Genomic DNA, 18381 nt, shown 5'->3' with positions numbered 1-18381 from the left:
TCAAAGACCTTTGTGTGCCAGCATCGGCCCCAGAGGACGTCCACCCAGCAGATGCATATGAATATGATAAACTTCCTGGCCGCCATGACGGTTGCAGTTCATGATCAGACGATAACCGTCTTCAGCAATGCCTTCCTGTTCAGCGATTTTCGCGGCCACCGTCAGCATACGACCTAACGCCACTTCATGCTCGGTTTTTACGTCGTTTACGGTCGGAATCAGAATATTAGGAATGATAAGGATGTGCGTCGGTGCCTGAGGGGAAATGTCCCGGAAAGCCGTCACCAGTTCATCCTGATAGACGATATCCGACGGAATTTCGCGACGGATAATTTTACTGAAAATCGTTTCTTCAGCCATGACCTTTTCCTTTTTTGTTTAATCTGGCGCGAGCAATCGCTGTTAACACACGCTCTGATTGAGTGCGTGACACAATTCAAGAGTATGAGCGAGTTTCTCCTGTCCTTTCAACCTCCTCCCCCGATTTCTTTCCTGAATGTTCATCAGCTGAACGAAGAGTGACCGTTAAAGCGCGCGGGTGCGTTTTTTTAAGACAGAAATAAAAAAGGCAGCCATTCGGCTGCCTTAGTCTCCCCAGGTCACAACTTAGCTGTTGCGGATGTACTCATCCATTTCGGTTTTCAGGTTATCGGATTTGGTACCGAAGATTGCCTGTACACCGGAACCTGCAACAACCACACCGGCTGCGCCCAGTTTTTTCAGACCCGGCTGGTCTACTTTCGCGACGTCGGCCACGCTCACACGCAGACGAGTGATGCACGCGTCCAGGTTAGTGATGTTTTCTTTACCGCCGAACGCGGCAACCAGTGCTGGTGCCATTTCGCTGGTTGCACCCGCTTTGCTGTCTTCTGTCGCATCTTCACGGCCTGGGGTTTTCAGGTCCAGTGCTTTGATCAGCACGCGGAAGATGGTGTAGTACACAACGGCGTAGCACGCACCCACGATTGGGAACAGCCACAGTTTGCTGCTGTTACCGGACAGAACGATGAAGTCGATCAGACCGTGAGAGAAGGACGTACCGTCACGCATACCCAGCAGAATACAGATTGGGAATGCCAGACCTGCCAGAATCGCGTGAATCACGTACAGGATCGGCGCAACGAACATGAAGGAGAACTCGATCGGCTCGGTGATACCGGTCAGGAACGAGGTCAGCGCTGCGGAGATCATGATACCGCCCACTTTTGCACGGTTCTCTGGTTTAGCAGAGTGCCAGATAGCAATTGCCGCTGCTGGCAGACCGTACATTTTGAACAGGAAGCCACCAGACAGTTTACCTGCAGTTGGGTCGCCCGCCATGTAACGTGGGATATCACCGTGGAATACCTGGCCTGCGGCATTGGTGAATTCACCAATCTGCATCTGGAATGGAACGTTCCAGATGTGGTGCAGACCGAATGGCACCAGGCAACGCTCGATGAAGCCGTAGATACCAAACGCCACAACCGGGTTCTGGTAAGCAGCCCACTGAGAGAAGGTCTGGATAGCGGAACCGATTGGTGGCCAGATGAAGGACAGGATCACGCCAGTGAAAATCGCTGCCAGACCAGAAATGATCGGAACGAAACGCTTGCCCGCGAAGAAGCCCAGATACTCAGGCAGCTTGATGCGATAGAAGCGGTTAAACATATACGCTGCAATCGCACCGGAGATGATACCGCCCAGAACACCGGTGTCCGCCAGGTGTTTCGCGGCAATCTCTTCTGCCGGTAAATGCAGAACCAGCGGCGCAACCACAGCCATGGTTTTCACCATGATGCCGTAAGCCACCACTGCAGCCAGCGCAGATACGCCGTCGTTATTGGTGAAGCCCAGAGCCACACCAATCGCGAAGATCAGTGGCATGTTAGCAAAGACAGAACCGCCTGCTTCGGCCATCACGTGGGAAACTACGGCTGGCAGCCAGCTGAAGTTAGCAGAACCGACACCCAGCAGGATACCTGCGATAGGCAGTACGGATACTGGCAGCATCAGCGATTTACCGACCTTTTGCAGGTTAGCAAATGCATTCTTAAACATAATTGAGAGTGCTCCTGAGTATTTGTGCTTTTTTTAGGCTTTCACGCATTGGCCCGGGGGGAGTACCGTGCCGTGGACAGGACATCTAAGCGCCCTTTATTTATTACACAGAGTAAAATAATTCCCTCTGAGTTTGTTTGACGGCTATCACGTTTCAGCTTAAGGCGGTCGAAAAACTTTCAGTTATTTACAAAAAGCATGTCCGGATGTGTCTAAAAACACCCTCACCGCCCCAAATGAGGCGGTGAACTTTACTCGTTTTATTTATTAATTACGAGCCTAAAAAAAACAGGTGTATCAGACAGATTGCAGGCGGGCGGGGTCGATATGGAACAGCGTAGAGAAGTTTTCCGTGGTGACGCGAGCCAGCTCTTCAATACTGACACCTTTAAGCACGGCCATGTACTCCGCAACATCTCTCGTCATCGCCGGTTGGTTCTCTTTACCGCGATGCGGTACCGGTGCCAGATAAGGAGAGTCTGTTTCCACCAGAATGCGATCGAGCGGAACATAACGCGCAGCATCACGAAGTTGCTCAGCGTTACGGAACGTGACGATCCCGGAAAACGAAATATAAAACCCTAAATCAAGCAGTTTACCCGCCGTTTCTCTGTCTTCTGTGAAACAGTGTAGTACGCCCCCGCAATCCGTCACGTTTTCTTCCCGCAGGATCGCCAGCGTATCGGCACGCGCATCGCGGGTATGCACGATAACCGGCTTGTTAAGCTCGCGGCCGATGCGGATATGATGGCGGAAAGACTCCTGCTGGCGCGGTTTCGTTTCCGGCGTGTAAAAATAGTCCAGCCCGGTCTCACCCATCGCCACCACGCCCTCTTCTGCGGCCAGTCGGCGCAGGTCCTCGACGTCATACGCCTCATCCTGATTCAGCGGGTGAACGCCGCAGGAAAACACCACGTTATCGCGAACGCCTACCAGCTCGCGCATCGTGCGATAACCCGGCAGCGTCGTCGCCACCGCAAGGCAAAATTTCACATCGCGGGCCGCGGCTTTCGCCAGTACGTCATCCACGTTTTTATGCAGGGATTGATAATCCAGGCCATCAAGATGGCAGTGTGAGTCGACTAAAAACATAATGTCTCTCTCAGAGGTGGGAAACCGGCGGTGTGACGCCGGGTTGCAGGTAATGTTCAATACGCAATAACTGGTCGGTCAGTAACAGCTCGCGATTAAGACCCGTAACGGTGAAAAGCTGTTCACGGCTCTGGCAAATGTCATGCAGCATCGCGTGAAGAACCGCACCTGAGAGGCGGTTCGCCAGCGTATTCACCAGTGTCCATGCATCCGGATTGGTCAGCAGCGTTGCCCCTTGCTGGATTTTTAGCGCATCCAGCAGTAAGGCGGCCAGCCAGTGCAGACGCTCGGCGGCCTGGTCGCTGTTGAGCACCGGCAATACGCTTAGCCAGTCACCGCTGTGAAGCGAAGACTCGACGGTCCGGCAGAGCGCTTCTCGCTGTGACCAGACGTCCGGCTGCAATAAGGCCAGTGCCGCCGCCGGGGCTCCGCTGCTCAGGCGCAAGGCGGACAGCGCACTTTCAGGTGACGTTGTCACCTCTCGCTCCAGCCAGCTCAGCGCCCATGATTCCTGAGGCACCGCGAGGTGATGAAGACGGCAGCGGCTGCGCAACGTCGCCAGCAATCGCCCCGGATCGCGGCACGAGAGGAAAAACCATGTTTTTTCCGGCGGCTCTTCAAGGGTCTTAAGCAGCGCATTAGCCGCCGCCTCGGTCAGTTGGGTGGCGTCTTTAAGCCAGACGACTTTAGCGCCGCCCAGACGCGCGTGTTCGTACAATTTTTCACTGACTTCACGCACGGCATCAATACCCAGTGCGCTCTTGCCCTTCTCAGGCTCAAGCGTGTAGTAGTCAGGATGTGTGCCCGCCTGCATCAGTTGACATCCACGGCACTTGCCGCAGCTTTTGTGCCCTTCCGGCTGCTGACACATCAGAAAACGGGTGATGGCATAAATTAGCGCCTCATCCCCCATCCCTGGCAATGCCTGAATCAGTAACGCATGATGCCCCCGCCCCGCCTGATAGCTGCCGATCAGCTGTTCAAAGTGCGGACGCAACCATGGATACCATTTCATGCCTGTTGCTCCTGTACCCACTGTGTAACGGTCTGCTGAATATCGCGCGTGACGTCATCCAGCGACTGCGTCGCATCGATGGTACGAATAGCGCTGTCCTGTGCCGCCAGCTCAAGATAGCGTGCACGGGTGCGGTTAAAGAAATCAAAGGACTCTTGTTCAATGCGGTCCAGCTCGCCGCGCGCGCGTGCGCGTTTGAGCCCCACTTCCGGCGTAACGTCCAGATAGAGGGTCAGGTCGGGGCGAAAATCACCCAATACGGCATTACGCAGTGTTGCCAGCATTGTCTGGTCAATACCGCGTCCCCCGCCCTGATACGCCTGAGTAGACAGATCGTGACGATCGCCAATAACCCACTTGCCCTCGGCCAGCGCGGGCTTAATCACCGTCTCAACCAGCTGTACACGCGCCGCGTAGAACATCAGCACTTCCGCTTTGTCAGTGATAACTTCGTCGCCAACCGATTTAATGTCCAGTACCAGGCTGCGCAGCTTCTCGGCCAGCAGCGTACCACCCGGTTCACGGGTAAATACCATGTCCGTCACGCCAAGCGCCTTGAGCGTATCCACCACCACGTTGCGGGCGGTAGTTTTACCTGCCCCTTCGAGTCCCTCAATGACAATGTATTTACTGCGCATTTTTTTCCTTAAGTGCCTTCAGATAGTCCTGAACGGAACGATTATGGCTGGCAAGGTTGGTGTTAAAGGTGTGCCCCCCTTTTCCATCCGCCACAAAATAGAGATACGGTGTTTTAGCCGGGTGCGCGGCTGCCCTGAGCGACGCCTCGCTCGGCGTGGCAATCGGGCCAGGCGGTAAACCACTAATCACATACGTATTATACGCCGTGGGTGTCTCGAGATCTTTTCTGGAAATTTTGCCGGTATAACTCTCACCCATGCCGTAGATAACAGTAGGGTCGGTTTGCAGACGCATGCCGATACGCAGACGGTTGATAAAGACAGACGCCACCCGATCCCGCTCAGCAGCGACGGCCGTCTCCTTTTCAATGATTGACGCCATCGTTACAAACTGGTTCCGATCGTTGTAAGGCAGCCCTTCCATTCGCCCTTCCCAGGCGGCATCGACCGCTGCGACCATTTTTTTATGCGCCCGCTTCAGAATCGCCACGTCGGTTGTACCGGCGGTGTACATCCAGGTGTCTGGCCAGAACCAGCCTTCCACCCATTCCGGATGGTCTAATTTCAGCGCCTCGGCCACCGTCTGATAGCGATCGTCTTTTAACGTGTGTTTGATATACGGCGCGTCGCGCAGTTGTTTGAGGTAATCGCTCAGGCGCATCCCCTCCACAAATCGCAGGGGGAACTGCGCTTCTTTGCCGCTTTCCAGCAGCTGCATCATCTCCCTGACGGTCATTCCCGGCGTGAAGCGATAGGTACCGGCTTTGAAATGAGACAGGCCAGGCTCCACGCGCAATAGCCACTGGAAAACGCGCGGACGATTGATAATCTTGTCGCTATAGAGCTGTTCCCCAAGCGCCTGGCGGCCCGTCCCCGCTTTCAGGGTGAAGATTGTCTCATCTTTAATCAGGATTTTACTGTTCGCCAGCTGGCGAACTTTCCATACGCCTGCTCCGCCAGCGACACCCAGCGCAACGATCAGGAGAAGGACAAAGCGCAACATTTTTTTCATGACTATCTGGTTTGCTCACATATCGGGGCTAAAAACTGAAACAGCTCGCGCGAGGCCCAGCGGTGTTGGCCATATGCACGGACCGGTACAACAGGCATCAGCGCATTACATATGATGACTTCATCTGCGGTCTGTAGCGCCGCTTCGCCTGCGCTCACTTCGACAACGCGAAAGCCGGAGTGTGCCAGCTGCTGCAAACAAAACTGACGCATAATACCGTTCACCCCCGCCTGTTCCAGTGACGGCGTGAAAACATCATTCCCCTGCCGCCAGAATAAATTAGCCGCACAGCATTCCGTAATGACGCCTTCGCTGTCAAGAACCAGCGCCTCATCGGCGTCCGTCTGCTCAAGATGAGTACGAATCAACACCTGCTCCAGGCGATTGAGATGCTTAATGCCGGCGAGCATGGCATTTCGTCCCAGCCGCAGGGGACTCAACGTCAGGGTGACGCCCTCTTCTCGCCAGCGAGCGTAATGGGCGGGATAAGCAGACGTGGAGAGGATACGCGTTGGGTTAAGGCACGACGCGGCACTGTACCCCCGGCCACCACTGCCACGGCTGATAATAACTTTAAGTACGCCGCTCTGTTTCCCGGATGCCAGGTGGCACATTTCCTGACGCAATGTGTCCCACTGTGTAAAGGGGATCAGTAACGCCTCGCAGGCCGTTTGCAGACGACGAAGGTGGGCATCAAGCAGGCATACGTCACCATCGGCAATGCGCGCCGTGGTAAAGCAACCATCACCAAACTGCGTCGCCCTGTCGCTGGCAGGCAGCGTGTCCTGCTCAAGGCCATTGATTAAAAACATGGTGGCTCCTTATGCGTGGGCGTTTAGTCTGGCAGGATGTTATGCAGCCGACAAGAAGATTAGCCTTAATAAAAAAGGTCCGGCAAGCGGACCTTTTTTAGGGCTATCGTGAGTCTGGATCAGATCTTTTTGAAGATCAGAGAACCATTCGTGCCGCCGAAGCCAAAGGAGTTACACAGGGTGTACTCCATACCACTAACCTGGCGCGCTTCGTGAGGAACGAAGTCCAGGTCGCAACCTTCATCCGGGTTATCCAGGTTGATGGTTGGCGGAACAGCCTGATCGCGCAGCGCAAGGATAGAGTAGATAGATTCTACTGCACCCGCCGCACCCAACAGGTGACCGGTCATGGATTTGGTAGAACTCACCAGTACGCGGCTGGCAGACTCGCCGAAGATAGACTTAACCGCCTGCGCTTCTGCTTTATCACCTGCTGGTGTTGACGTCCCGTGCGCGTTAACGTAGCCGATCTGGGCTGGAGTGATACCCGCATCGCGGATTGCGTTTTCCATCGCCAGCGCAGCACCCGCGCCGTTCTCCGGAGGAGACGTCATATGGTAAGCGTCACTACTCATACCAAAGCCAACGACTTCAGCATAAATTTTCGCACCACGTTTTTTCGCGTGTTCGTACTCTTCCAGCACGAGCATACCTGCACCGTCGCCCAGCACGAAACCGTCACGGTCTTTATCCCACGGACGGCTTGCCGCCTGAGGATTATCGTTGCGGGTAGACAGCGCACGCGCGGCACCGAAGCCACCCACGCCAAGCGGGGTACTGGCTTTTTCAGCGCCGCCCGCCACCATAGCATCTGCATCGCCGTACGCAATAATGCGCGCGGCCTGGCCGATGTTATGCACGCCAGACGTACATGCGGTCGCAATAGAGATGCTTGGCCCACGCAGGCCGAACATGATGGTCAGGTGACCCGCCACCATATTAACAATCGTGGACGGAACGAAGAACGGGCTGATTTTACGCGGTCCGCCATTCATCAGAGATGTATGGTTTTCCTCAATCAGACCAAGACCGCCAATCCCGGAGCCGATAGCGGCGCCGATACGGGTTGCGTTCTCTTCCGTAATCTCAAGGCCAGAATCCTGCATGGCCTGAACGCCAGCGACAATTCCATATTGAATGAAGGCATCCATCTTGCGCTGTTCTTTGCGCGAGATGATCTCTTCACAGTTAAAATCCTTTACTAAGCCAGCAAATTTCGTTGCATAGGCGCTAGTATCGAAATGGTCGATTAGGCTGATGCCGCTCTGACCGGCAAGGAGAGCTTTCCAGGTGGACTCTACGGTATTGCCGACAGGAGACAACATGCCAAGTCCGGTCACAACTACACGACGCTTAGACACGTTTGTCCTCCAGGGAGGGATAAAAAAAGAGATTCGTGGGACTAAAAAAGATAAAACTCAGGCGGTCGAATGACCGCCTGGAGATGTTCACTTACGCCTGGTGACCGTTGATGTAATCAATGGCAGCCTGAACGGTGGTGATCTTCTCAGCTTCTTCGTCCGGAATCTCAGTATCAAACTCTTCTTCCAGAGCCATTACCAGCTCAACGGTGTCAAGAGAATCTGCGCCCAGGTCTTCAACGAAGGAAGCGGAGTTCACAACTTCTTCCTGCTTAACGCCCAGCTGTTCGCCGATAATTTTCTTAACGCGTTCTTCGATAGTGCTCATACTCTTAAATTTCCTATCAAAACTCGCTTTCGCGATGGTTTTCGTAGTGTATAAAATGTTGAAAAATTTGCAACTAAATCCCGGCAGTTCGTACCACGATTTTACGTTATTTTGAGGCCTTTTACCCAAATAACGCAAATTTTTTTATCGTGGTTAAACCATATACATCCCGCCGTTGACGTGGAGGGTCTCACCAGTGATGTAACCCGCTTCGTCAGAGGCTAAAAATGCAACCGCACTGGCAATTTCTTTCGGGTCGCCTAAGCGGCCCGCAGGAACAGCTGCCAGCGTACCCGCACGCTGCTCATCAGTCAGCGCACGCGTCATGTCCGTTTCAATAAAGCCCGGAGCAACAACGTTTACAGTAATACCGCGGGACGCGACTTCACGCGCCAGCGACTTACTGAAACCAATCAGACCTGCTTTCGCCGCAGCGTAGTTAGCCTGACCAGCATTTCCCATGGTACCAACCACAGAACCGACAGTGATAATACGACCATGACGCTTTTTCATCATAGCGCGCATTACCGCTTTTGACAGACGGAATACAGATGACAGGTTGGTTTCGATGATATCGTTCCACTCGTCGTCTTTCATTCGCATTAACAGGTTATCACGGGTGATCCCGGCATTGTTTACCAGAATATCCACTTCGCCAAACTCTGCGCGAATATTTTCCAGAACAGATTCGATAGATGCAGGCTCGGTCACATTCAGTACCAGACCTTTACCGTTCGCACCCAGATATTCGCTGATACTCTTCGCACCATTCTCGCTGGTTGCTGTACCAATCACCTTCGCGCCGCGCGCAACCAGTGTTTCAGCAATCGCACGCCCGATACCGCGGCTAGCCCCAGTCACCAGGGCGATTTTTCCTTCAAAACTCATGGTATTCCTCTTTTATTGCGAGAGTGCCGCTGACATCGCTTCCGGCTCGTTAATCGCCGAGGCAGTCAGGGTGTCAACAATACGTTTAGTCAGACCGGTGAGGACTTTCCCTGGGCCAACTTCATACAGATGCTCAACGCCCTCCGCTGCCATAAACTCAACGGTTTTGGTCCACTGTACCGGGCTGTAGAGCTGGCGAACCAGCGCGTCACGGATAGCTTCCGGCGAAGTTTCGCATTTCACGTCGACGTTGTTCACAACGGAAATCGTCGGTGCGTTAAACGTAATTTTTTCCAGCTCGACCGCCAGTTTTTCGGCAGCAGGTTTCATCAGCGCACAGTGTGACGGCACGCTAACAGGCAGCGGCAGCGCACGCTTGGCACCCGCCGCTTTACAGGCCGCACCAGCACGTTCAACCGCTTCTTTATGACCGGCGATAACGACCTGGCCCGGCGAGTTGAAGTTAACCGGAGAAACCACCTGGCCTTCAGCGGATTCTTCGCACGCTTTTGCAATCGCGGCATCATCCAGACCGATGATGGCAGACATACCGCCCGTGCCTTCTGGCACCGCTTCCTGCATGAATTTACCGCGCAATTCCACCAGACGTACCGCGTCAGCAAACGCGATCACACCGGCACAAACCAGCGCAGAGTATTCACCCAGGCTATGGCCCGCGAGCAGCGCTGGCGCTTTACCGCCCTGCTGCTGCCAGACACGCCACAACGCAACGGACGCGGTCAGCAGTGCTGGCTGGGTCTGCCAGGTTTTGTTCAGTTCTTCGGCCGGCCCCTGCTGGGTCAGCGCCCACAAATCATAACCCAGTGCATCGGAAGCTTCACGGAAAGTCTCTTCAATTACCGGATAGTTTGCTGCCATTTCAGACAACATCCCAACGGTTTGAGAGCCCTGCCCCGGGAACACAAAAGCAAATTGCGTCATTTTTTATTCCTTATCCTAGAAACGAACCAGCGCGGAACCCCAGGTGAACCCGCCACCGAAGGCTTCAAGCAAGACCAGCTGGCCCCGTTTGATTCGCCCGTCGCGTACCGCTTCGTCAAATGCGCACGGTACTGACGCCGCAGAGGTGTTGCCGTGGCGATCCAGCGTCACCACGACGTTATCCATCGACATGCCCAGCTTTTTCGCGGTCGCGCTGATGATACGCAGGTTCGCCTGGTGCGGCACCAGCCAGTCGAGTGCAGTGCGTTCCAGGTTATTGGCTTCCAGCGTCTCATCAACAATGTGCGCAAGCTCAGTCACCGCCACCTTGAACACCTCATTACCTGCCATGGTCAGGTAAATGGCATTGTCTAGATTAACGCGATCGGCGTTAGGCAGTGTCAGCAGCTCACCGTAGCTTCCGTCGGCATGCAAATGCGTGGAGATAATGCCCGGCTCTTCGGACTGGCCCAGCAGCACCGCACCTGCACCATCACCAAAAATAATGATCGTTCCGCGATCGGTCGGATCGCAGGTACGCGCCAGCACGTCAGCACCGATCACCAGCGCATATTTGACGGCACCGGACTTAACATACTGATCGGCAACGCTCAGTGCATAGGTGAAACCTGCACACGCGGCAGCGACGTCAAACGCCGGACAGCCCTTAATGCCGAGCATATTTTGCACCTGGCACGCCGCGCTTGGGAAAGCGTGTGTGGCAGACGTCGTGGCGACCACGATCAAACCAATCTGTTCTTTATCAATGCCCGCCATCTCGATAGCACGCTGTGCGGCTTCGTAACCCATGGTCGACACGGTTTCGTCTGGCGCGGCAATACGACGTTCACGGATACCTGTGCGCGTGACAATCCACTCGTCAGACGTATCTACCATTTTTTCCAGATCGGCGTTGGTACGCACTTGTTTTGGCAGGTAGCTGCCGGTACCTAAAATCTTCGTATACATGTACGCTCAGTCACTTTTAGCTAATACAGATTCCAGGCGAGCGGCAATCCGCTGAGGGACTTGTCGCTGCACCGCCTGCACTGCCTGTTCAATCGCGACAGCAAATGCTCGCTGATTGGCGGCGCCATGACTCTTAATCACGATGCCGCGCAATCCTAACAGACAGGCGCCATTATACTGGTCGGGGTTGAGGTGACTGAATCGCCGCGTCAGGCTTTTTTGTAACCAACGCTTTAATAAAATCAACCACCAGGCGCTTTTTTTGCCTTCTCCCTGCGATTTCAGCAGAGAAAGAAACATACGCACCACCCCTTCCATGGTCTTCAACGTGACGTTTCCGGTGAAACCATCGCACACCAGAACATCCGTTTTACCCGTCAACAACTCATTGGCTTCGAGATAACCAATATAGTTGATGGAGGGAACCTGTTTGAGCAATTCAGCCGCATCGCGAATGCTGTCCAGGCCTTTGGTCTCTTCTTCACCAATGTTCAGTAACGCAACACGGGGAGTATTAATCCCGACCACTTCTTCTGCCAGCACCGATCCCATCACGGCAAACTGAGCCAGCATTGTACTATCACAGTCGACGTTAGCGCCCAGGTCGAGCACCACCGTCTTACCCTTCTGTTGATGCGGTAACACCGTCACCAGCGCCGGGCGCTCAATGCCCTCAATAGGCTTGAGCAATAATTTCGACAGCCCCATCAGCGCGCCGGTGTTCCCCGCACTGACGCAGGCCTGAGCGCGCCCTTCTTTCACCAGCTCCAGCGCGATGCGCATAGAACTGCCACGGCTATTACGAATAGCCTGAGAGGGCCGGGCATCACTGGCAATAACTGACTGCGCAGGAATAATCTGCAGACGCGAACGTTGTTCAAAGTCAGCTTTTGCAAGTAATGGCGTGATTGTGTCGGGATTACCGACTAAAAGAAGAGTGAGTTGCGAATTAGAATTCAGTGCCTGCAATGCTGCAGGCACTGTCACGGAAGGGCCGAAATCTCCCCCCATGACATCTAACGCCAGGGTTAGACGTGTCAAGGTATCGTCGCAGCCTGGTTCGGTAAGTTCCCCGTTTGCACGGGGAGCTCCTCACTAAGCCTAATCACGCTGACGCGTGATTACTTAGTGATAACCTTGCGGCCGCGGTAGAAACCGTCAGCGGTGATGTGGTGACGCAGGTGTTTCTCACCAGAAGTCTTGTCAACAGACAGGCTGGTAACTGCAGTCAGCGCGTCATGGGAACGACGCATGCCACGTTTGGAACGGGTTGGTTTATTCTGTTGTACGGCCATGGACCTTACTCCTTAATTACTTACGCTTTAAGCTGGCTAATACGGCAAATGGGTTTGGTTTTTGCGCTTCATCAGGCAGTTCCCCAAAGACCATGTCCGCCTCGGACACTTCACAGTGTTCAGAATCATGCACCGGAACCACTGGCAAGGAGAGGATGATTTCATCTTCAACCAGAGCCAGAAGATCGATTTCACCGAATTCGTTAACCTCAATCGGCTCATACGCTTCCGGGAGTGCTTCAGCCTGTTCGTCAGAACGAACCGGACTGAAACAATACGTTGTGTGAACATGCTGTACAAACGGTTTCCCGCAACGCTGGCACTCGAGCGTTACCGTCACCTTTGCATCACCGGTTAAAACGGCGAGACGCTGGTTGTCGATAGCGAACGACATGGAGCATTCTACATCACTGTCCACACTGACTACGGATTCGGCAATACGCTCAGCCTGATCGGAAGTATAAATACCTTCGTAATCGAGGCGTTTTTGAGCCGTACGAACCGGATCAAGAGTCAGGGGTAATTTTACCTTTTGCATAGGGCGCGCATATTAACTTTGTAACGTCATAGAGTCAAAGAAAAAGGCAACCTGGGCTGCCTTTTGCCAATTATTCGCACACATTGCGGCCTGTAGTTTAAAATGGCTGGCATCGATACGCTATATCTGGTGATAAAAATATGCCAAATCTCGTTCTTGCGTCCACCTCTCCCTACCGCCGAATGTTGCTGGAAAAGCTCGGGATCCCGTTTGAATGTGCCGCGCCAGAGGTTGATGAGACGCCGCAACCGGGTGAGTCACCGCGTCATCTGGTGACGCGTCTGGCGAAAGAGAAAGCGCAATCGCTGGCCGCACGCTACCCTTCGCATTTGATTATAGGCTCCGATCAGGTTTGTGTGCTGGACGGCGTAATCACCGGCAAGCCTCACACCGAGGAGAAAGCCTGTCAGCAATTACTGCAGGCGCGCGGCAATATCGTCACTTTTTATACGGGTCTGGCGCTCTATAACTCCGCCTCTGGTCATCTGCAAACAGAATGCGAGCCCTTCGACGTTCACTTCCGCCACCTCAGTGAGCAAGAAATTGAGGATTATGTGCGACGGGAGCGCCCGCTCAATTGTGCGGGTAGTTTTAAAAGTGAAGGGTTGGGGATTGCGCTGTTTGACAAGCTGGAAGGCCGGGATCCCAACACGCTGGTGGGATTGCCCCTGATTGCGTTGTGTCAGATGTTAAGGCGAGAAGCGTGTAATCCACTGACAATGTGATCTTCGCCGGGTGGCGCTACGCTTACCCGTCCTACAAAACCGTAGGCCCGTGCAAGCGTAGCGCCGCCGGGCAAAATCAGCCGCGCAGCACTTTCAGACACCGCTTCAACTGCTCATCCAGCGGCGCTTCAATACGGATGATTTCACCCGTATGAGGATGGGTAAACTTCAGCGCTGCCGCATGCAGGAACAGACGCGACAGCCCCGTGCCCGCCAGCTGCTTATCAAATTCGCGATCGCCATAGCGGTCATCAAACGCAATCGGATGGCCTGCAAACTGTGTATGCACGCGGATCTGGTGGGTACGTCCGGTCACCGGGCTGCAGCGCACCAGCGTGGCAAACTCATAGCGCTCTTCCACCTTAAAACGCGTCTCAGAAGGTTTGCCTTCCTGGCTCACGCGGACAATACGTTCGCCGCTTTGCAGAATGTTCTTCAGCAGCGGCGCCTGCACCACTTTCACATGGGACTGCCACTGACCGCGAACCAGCGCCAGATAGTCTTTCTGCATGCCCTTTTCACGCAGCTGCTCATGCAACGCGCGCAGCGCTGACCGCTTCTTCGCCACCAGCAGTACGCCGGAGGTGTCACGGTCAAGTCGGTGAACCAGTTCAAGGAAACGCGCTTCCGGACGCAGGGCACGCAGCCCTTCAATCACGCCGAAGCTCAAACCGCTCCCGCCATGCACCGCCGTTCCGGACGGCTTATTGAGCACCAGAATGTGGTCATCTTCGTAGAGGATCACATCACTCAGGGCCGCCACTTTCTGCAGCTTCGGCGACACAACCTCTTCTTCGCGTTCAGCAACGCGCACCGGTGGAATGCGCACTTCGTCACCGGCTTCGAGCTTGTACTCAGGCTTGACGCGCTTTTTGTTAACCCGCACCTCGCCCTTGCGCAGGATGCGGTAAATCATACTCTTTGGCACGCCTTTCAGCTGAGTGCGCAAAAAGTTATCGATACGTTGCCCCGCTTCGTCTTCGGCGATGGCAACCATTTTTACGGCTGGAGTCTCTGTTTTCATGGTGGGCGATTCTAAATATCGTCAGCCATTAGCGCCACTCATTTTTCTATGCTTATATTTACTTTTATCCGGCCTGCCCCCTGTTTCGCGCAATCGGTTTGGTGGTTATTAAACCAATCACCACCTTGAAGTGAAGAAACTGTGAGTAACCGGGTGATAATTGGTAAAAGTCATCTTGCTATAACCCGGCTAGCAGTGGAATAATGAAGCCGTTTTCCGCGTTAAATCCGGGTTTTGTAAGGATCTCGACGGAATGACCAATTTTGTCTGACCGATCATCCACGCAGCAATGGCGTAAGACGTATTGATCTTTCAGGCAGTTAGCGGGCTGCGGGTTGCAGTACTTCCCGGTATAAGGATTGTTCTCTGGAGAGTTCTACCCAGGCAATTCCCCTGATAATTGCGCTGTGTTTCCGTATGAAACACAGGCAACCGACACTCTGCGCCTCTTAAGCGAGCGACAACCGTGAGGTTGGCGACGTGAATAGACACGAGGCCATCGGTTCATACCCCGGAAAGCGTCACCTTGCCCGCAGCTTTGTCGTCAATGTAAGAATAACGAGTAAGTTACGATGAAAAGAATGTTAATCAACGCAACTCAGCAAGAAGAGTTGCGTGTCGCCCTTGTGGATGGGCAGCGCCTGTACGATCTGGATATCGAAAGTCCTGGACACGAACAGAAAAAAGCGAACATTTACAAAGGTAAAATCACCCGCATTGAACCAAGCCTTGAAGCTGCATTTGTCGATTACGGTGCTGAGCGTCATGGTTTCCTCCCTCTGAAAGAAATCGCCCGCGAATATTTCCCTGCAAACTACAACGCCCATGGCCGCCCAAACATCAAAGATGTTCTGCGTGAAGGTCAGGAAGTTATCGTTCAGATTGATAAAGAAGAGCGTGGCAACAAAGGTGCCGCACTGACCACCTTTATCAGCCTGGCGGGGAGCTATCTGGTTCTGATGCCTAACAACCCGCGTGCGGGTGGCATCTCTCGCCGTATCGAAGGTGATGACCGTACCGAGCTGAAAGAAGCGCTGGCAAGCCTGGAACTGCCTGATGGCATGGGGCTTATCGTGCGTACCGCAGGCGTAGGTAAATCTGCCGAAGCGCTGCAGTGGGACCTGAGCTTCCGTCTGAAGCACTGGGAAGCTATCCAGAAAGCAGCGGAAAGCCGCCCTGCTCCGTTCCTGATCCACCAGGAAAGCAACGTCATCGTGCGTGCCTTCCGCGATTACCTGCGTCAGGATATCGGTGAGATTCTGATCGATAACCCGAAAGTCCTTGAGCTGGCTCGCCAGCACATCGCCGCACTGGGCCGTCCGGATTTCACCAGCAAAATCAAACTGTACACCGGTGAAATCCCGCTGTTCAGCCACTATCAGATCGAATCCCAGATTGAGTCCGCCTTCCAGCGTGAAGTGCGTCTGCCATCCGGCGGTTCTATCGTTATCGATACCACTGAAGCGCTGACCGCTATCGACATTAACTCCGCGCGTGCGACGCGTGGTGGCGACATCGAAGAGACAGCCTTCAACACTAACCTTGAAGCCGCTGATGAAATCGCCCGCCAGCTCCGCCTGCGCGACCTGGGTGGTCTGATTGTCATCGACTTCATCGACATGACCCCTGTTCGCCACCAGCGCGCGGTAGAAAACCGTCTGCGCGAAGCGGTTCGTCAGGATCGTGCGCGTATCCAGATTAGCCATATTTCTCGCTTCGGCCTGCTGGAGATGTCCCGTCAGCGCCTGAGCCCGTCGCTGGGTGAGTCCAGCCATCACGTTTGTCCGCGCTGCTCCGGCACCGGTACCGTACGTGATAACGAATCTCTGTCCCTCTCTATCCTGCGTCTGATTGAAGAAGAAGCGCTGAAAGAGAATACCAAAGAGGTTCACGCCATTGTTCCTGTGCCAATCGCCTCCTACCTGCTGAACGAAAAACGTGCCGCGGTCAGTGCCATTGAAGCGCGTCAGGGTGGCGTTCGCTGCATCATCGTGCCAAACGATCAGATGGAAACCCCGCACTATCACGTGCTGCGCGTCCGTAAAGGCGAAGAGACAACGACCCTCAGCTACCTGCTGCCGAAGCTGCATGAAGAAGAGATGGCTCTGCCTTCCGATGAAGAGCCGGCCGAGCGCAAACTGCCAGAGCAGCCTGCGTTAGCCACCTTTATCATGCCTGAAGCTCCGCCAGAAACGGCGCTGGAAAAACCGGCAGCGAAAGCCGCAACGCAGAAACCAGAGGCCGCAGCGGCGAAAGCCCAGCCTGCGCAGCCTGGCCTGCTGAGCCGCTTCTTCGGTGCGCTGAAGAAAATGTTTGCCGGCGAGGAAGTTCAACCAGAGCAGCCGAAAGAAGAGCCGAAAGCCGCTAAACCTGAGCGTCAGCAGGACCGCCGCAAGCGTCAGAACAACCGCCGCGATCGTAATGACCGCAGCGACCGTAACGACCGTAGCGAACGTCGTGACAACCGCGCTGAGAATAACGAAGGCCGTGAGCAACGCGAAGACAACCGTCGTAACCGTCGCGAGAAACAACAGCAGAACGTTGACGATCGTGAAATTCGCCAGCAGGCGGGCGATGAGTCTGAGAAGAGCAAACAGCGTGACGACCAGCAGCCACGCCGTGAACGTAACCGTCGTCGTAACGACGAGAAGCGTCAGGCGCAGCAGGAAGTCAAAAACCTGAACCGCGAAGAGCCTGTTGAACAGCAGGACGGCGAGCAGGAAGAACGCACTCAGGTAATGCCGCGTCGTAAGCAGCGCCAGCTTACCCAGAAAGTGCGTTTCGCTTCCGAAGCCACCGAAGCGCCAGCAATCGCTGCGGAAACAAACGAGAGCGCAGCCGGTACGCAGCTGGCAAAAGTTGACCTGCCAGCGGTCGTGGACAACAACGTAGAGCAGGATGAAAACGGTGAAAACCGTGATAACGCCGGCATGCCACGTCGTTCGCGTCGTTCCCCACGTCATCTGCGCGTCAGCGGTCAGCGCCGTCGTCGCTATCGTGACGAGCGTTACCCGACCCAGTCGCCAATGCCGCTGACTATTGCCTGTGCTTCGCCAGAAATGGCCTCCGGTAAGGTCTGGATCCGCTACCCGGTTGCTCGTCCGGAGCAGGTTGTTGAAGAACAGCCGGTAACCGAAGAGGTGATTGCACCTGTCACTGTCGCTGAAGAAGTGGTGGCTGAAGCCGCTACCGTGGTGGAACCGCAGGCTGTTGCAGCTGAAGCGCCGCAGGCGGTTGAAGTGGAAACCACGCATCCTGAAGTGATTGCCACGCCGGTTGATGCCGCACCACAGCTGATTGCTGAAGAAGACACCGCCGTGGCTGAAAGCGTTGTGGAAGAAGCGCAGCCTACCGCCGCGGTTGAAGAAGCCGCAGAGGTTGTGGTCGAAACCGTCACTGAAGAAGTGGTTCAGGACGTAGAGATTGCCGTGGAACCTGTTCGTGAAGCCGAAGAAGCGAAAGCACCTGAGGTGAAACCAGAGCCGGTGGTTTCTGCGCCAGCCGCTGCCCACGTAGCGACAGCACCGATGACGCGCGCGCCAGCACCGGAATACGTGCCTGAAGCCCCGCGTCACAGTGACTGGGTACGCCCGGCGTTCAACTTCGACGGTAAAGGCGCTGCAGGTGGCCACAGTGCAACGCACCAGGCGACCGCCCCGGCAACGCGTCCACAGTCTGTTGAATAACGACGCTGAACGTAAA

At 54.7% G+C, this 18381-nt stretch carries 18 protein-coding genes; 2 read left to right on the top strand and 16 right to left on the bottom strand.

Translation table 11 applies throughout. The features are described from left to right. From hinT to yceD, 15 genes are all read right to left on the bottom strand, one after another. Positions 1-360 (bottom strand): purine nucleoside phosphoramidase, encoded by a 360-nt coding sequence (gene hinT / locus SP99_RS08515; RefSeq protein ID WP_006809243.1) that lies wholly within the window; start codon positions 358-360, stop codon positions 1-3. Positions 361-606: 246 nt separating this feature from the next. Continuing rightward, positions 607-2040 carry a PTS glucose transporter subunit IIBC gene (ptsG, locus tag SP99_RS08510; protein WP_014831454.1) on the bottom strand — a complete coding sequence of 478 codons (1434 nt, stop codon included), beginning with the start codon at positions 2038-2040 and terminating at the stop codon, positions 607-609. Positions 2041-2337: 297 nt separating this feature from the next. Continuing rightward, entirely contained in the window at positions 2338-3132 is a 795-nt protein-coding gene (locus tag SP99_RS08505) for a metal-dependent hydrolase (RefSeq protein WP_045284990.1), read from the bottom strand. Between the two features lie 10 nt (positions 3133-3142). Next, positions 3143-4147, bottom strand: coding sequence for a DNA polymerase III subunit delta' (gene holB, locus SP99_RS08500; protein WP_047958275.1), 1005 nt, complete (start codon positions 4145-4147; stop codon positions 3143-3145). After that, positions 4144-4785: a dTMP kinase gene (gene tmk, locus SP99_RS08495; RefSeq protein ID WP_045284992.1), complete on the bottom strand. Its 642-nt coding sequence runs from the start codon at positions 4783-4785 to the stop codon at positions 4144-4146. The genes holB and tmk overlap by 4 nt, the downstream gene beginning before the upstream one ends. After that, the gene (gene yceG, locus SP99_RS08490) at positions 4775-5797 is read right to left on the bottom strand and encodes a cell division protein YceG (protein WP_047958274.1); all 1023 of its coding nucleotides are present in this window, start codon (positions 5795-5797) and stop codon (positions 4775-4777) included. Before yceG ends, tmk begins: the two co-directional genes overlap by 11 nt. A 2-nt stretch (positions 5798-5799) precedes the next feature. Then, positions 5800-6609: an aminodeoxychorismate lyase gene (gene pabC, locus SP99_RS08485; RefSeq protein WP_047958273.1), complete on the bottom strand. Its 810-nt coding sequence runs from the start codon at positions 6607-6609 to the stop codon at positions 5800-5802. A gap of 119 nt (positions 6610-6728) precedes the next feature. Beyond that, positions 6729-7970, bottom strand: a complete 1242-nt coding sequence (gene fabF / locus SP99_RS08480) for a beta-ketoacyl-ACP synthase II (protein WP_052685737.1) — start codon at positions 7968-7970, stop codon at positions 6729-6731. A 91-nt stretch (positions 7971-8061) separates the two neighbouring features. Then, entirely contained in the window at positions 8062-8298 is a 237-nt protein-coding gene (acpP, locus tag SP99_RS08475) for an acyl carrier protein (RefSeq protein WP_003857954.1), read from the bottom strand. Between the two features lie 153 nt (positions 8299-8451). After that, entirely contained in the window at positions 8452-9186 is a 735-nt protein-coding gene (gene fabG, locus SP99_RS08470) for a 3-oxoacyl-ACP reductase FabG (protein ID WP_025758135.1), read from the bottom strand. Positions 9187-9198: 12 nt separating this feature from the next. After that, on the bottom strand, positions 9199-10128 hold the full coding sequence (gene fabD / locus SP99_RS08465) for an ACP S-malonyltransferase (protein ID WP_025758134.1): 930 nt from the start codon (positions 10126-10128) through the stop codon (positions 9199-9201). Positions 10129-10143: 15 nt separating this feature from the next. Beyond that, entirely contained in the window at positions 10144-11097 is a 954-nt protein-coding gene (locus SP99_RS08460) for a beta-ketoacyl-ACP synthase III (protein ID WP_047958272.1), read from the bottom strand. A 6-nt stretch (positions 11098-11103) separates the two neighbouring features. Further along, positions 11104-12138, bottom strand: a complete 1035-nt coding sequence (plsX, locus tag SP99_RS08455; RefSeq protein WP_025758132.1) for a phosphate acyltransferase PlsX — start codon at positions 12136-12138, stop codon at positions 11104-11106. Positions 12139-12218: 80 nt separating this feature from the next. Further along, on the bottom strand, positions 12219-12392 hold the full coding sequence (gene rpmF, locus SP99_RS08450; protein ID WP_003857964.1) for a 50S ribosomal protein L32: 174 nt from the start codon (positions 12390-12392) through the stop codon (positions 12219-12221). 16 nt (positions 12393-12408) lie between these two features. Beyond that, a complete protein-coding gene (yceD, locus tag SP99_RS08445; protein ID WP_021240759.1) occupies positions 12409-12930 on the bottom strand; it encodes a 23S rRNA accumulation protein YceD in 522 nt (173 codons plus the stop codon). 140 nt (positions 12931-13070) lie between these two features. Between yceD and SP99_RS08440 the strand changes: the two genes are divergently transcribed. After that, positions 13071-13655 carry a Maf family protein gene (locus SP99_RS08440; RefSeq protein WP_047958271.1) on the top strand — a complete coding sequence of 195 codons (585 nt, stop codon included), beginning with the start codon at positions 13071-13073 and terminating at the stop codon, positions 13653-13655. Positions 13656-13731: 76 nt separating this feature from the next. On the opposite strand, the gene rluC is transcribed toward SP99_RS08440, so the two are convergent. Continuing rightward, positions 13732-14679, bottom strand: a complete 948-nt coding sequence (rluC, locus tag SP99_RS08435; protein ID WP_045284997.1) for a 23S rRNA pseudouridine(955/2504/2580) synthase RluC — start codon at positions 14677-14679, stop codon at positions 13732-13734. A gap of 572 nt (positions 14680-15251) precedes the next feature. Between rluC and rne the strand changes: the two genes are divergently transcribed. Further along, positions 15252-18365: a ribonuclease E gene (gene rne, locus SP99_RS08430; protein WP_047958270.1), complete on the top strand. Its 3114-nt coding sequence runs from the start codon at positions 15252-15254 to the stop codon at positions 18363-18365. The last annotated feature ends 16 nt before the right edge of the window (positions 18366-18381 follow it).

Source organism: Enterobacter sp. BIDMC92 (assembly GCF_001030225.1).
Classification (GTDB): domain Bacteria; phylum Pseudomonadota; class Gammaproteobacteria; order Enterobacterales; family Enterobacteriaceae; genus Enterobacter; species Enterobacter sichuanensis.
Note: the sequence above shows the minus strand (reverse complement) of the source record. Positions and strands in the feature narration are given on the sequence as shown.

Excerpts from the sequence above, each read along its gene's own strand:
- SP99_RS08440 (WP_047958271.1), top strand. The coding sequence starts at position 13,071 with ATGCCAAATCTCGTTCTTGCGTCCACCTCTCCCTACCGCCGAATGTTG.
- fabD (WP_025758134.1), bottom strand. The coding sequence starts at position 10,128 with ATGACGCAATTTGCTTTTGTGTTCCCGGGGCAGGGCTCTCAAACCGTT.
- SP99_RS08505 (WP_045284990.1), bottom strand. The coding sequence starts at position 3,132 with ATGTTTTTAGTCGACTCACACTGCCATCTTGATGGCCTGGATTATCAA.
- pabC (WP_047958273.1), bottom strand. The coding sequence starts at position 6,609 with ATGTTTTTAATCAATGGCCTTGAGCAGGACACGCTGCCTGCCAGCGAC.
- fabG (WP_025758135.1), bottom strand. The coding sequence starts at position 9,186 with ATGAGTTTTGAAGGAAAAATCGCCCTGGTGACTGGGGCTAGCCGCGGT.
- SP99_RS08460 (WP_047958272.1), bottom strand. The coding sequence starts at position 11,097 with ATGTATACGAAGATTTTAGGTACCGGCAGCTACCTGCCAAAACAAGTG.
- yceG (WP_047958274.1), bottom strand. The coding sequence starts at position 5,797 with ATGAAAAAAATGTTGCGCTTTGTCCTTCTCCTGATCGTTGCGCTGGGT.
- rluC (WP_045284997.1), bottom strand. The coding sequence starts at position 14,679 with ATGAAAACAGAGACTCCAGCCGTAAAAATGGTTGCCATCGCCGAAGAC.
- tmk (WP_045284992.1), bottom strand. The coding sequence starts at position 4,785 with ATGCGCAGTAAATACATTGTCATTGAGGGACTCGAAGGGGCAGGTAAA.
- hinT (WP_006809243.1), bottom strand. The coding sequence starts at position 360 with ATGGCTGAAGAAACGATTTTCAGTAAAATTATCCGTCGCGAAATTCCG.
- acpP (WP_003857954.1), bottom strand. The coding sequence starts at position 8,298 with ATGAGCACTATCGAAGAACGCGTTAAGAAAATTATCGGCGAACAGCTG.
- holB (WP_047958275.1), bottom strand. The coding sequence starts at position 4,147 with ATGAAATGGTATCCATGGTTGCGTCCGCACTTTGAACAGCTGATCGGC.
- yceD (WP_021240759.1), bottom strand. The coding sequence starts at position 12,930 with ATGCAAAAGGTAAAATTACCCCTGACTCTTGATCCGGTTCGTACGGCT.
- rpmF (WP_003857964.1), bottom strand. The coding sequence starts at position 12,392 with ATGGCCGTACAACAGAATAAACCAACCCGTTCCAAACGTGGCATGCGT.
- rne (WP_047958270.1), top strand. The coding sequence starts at position 15,252 with ATGAAAAGAATGTTAATCAACGCAACTCAGCAAGAAGAGTTGCGTGTC.
- ptsG (WP_014831454.1), bottom strand. The coding sequence starts at position 2,040 with ATGTTTAAGAATGCATTTGCTAACCTGCAAAAGGTCGGTAAATCGCTG.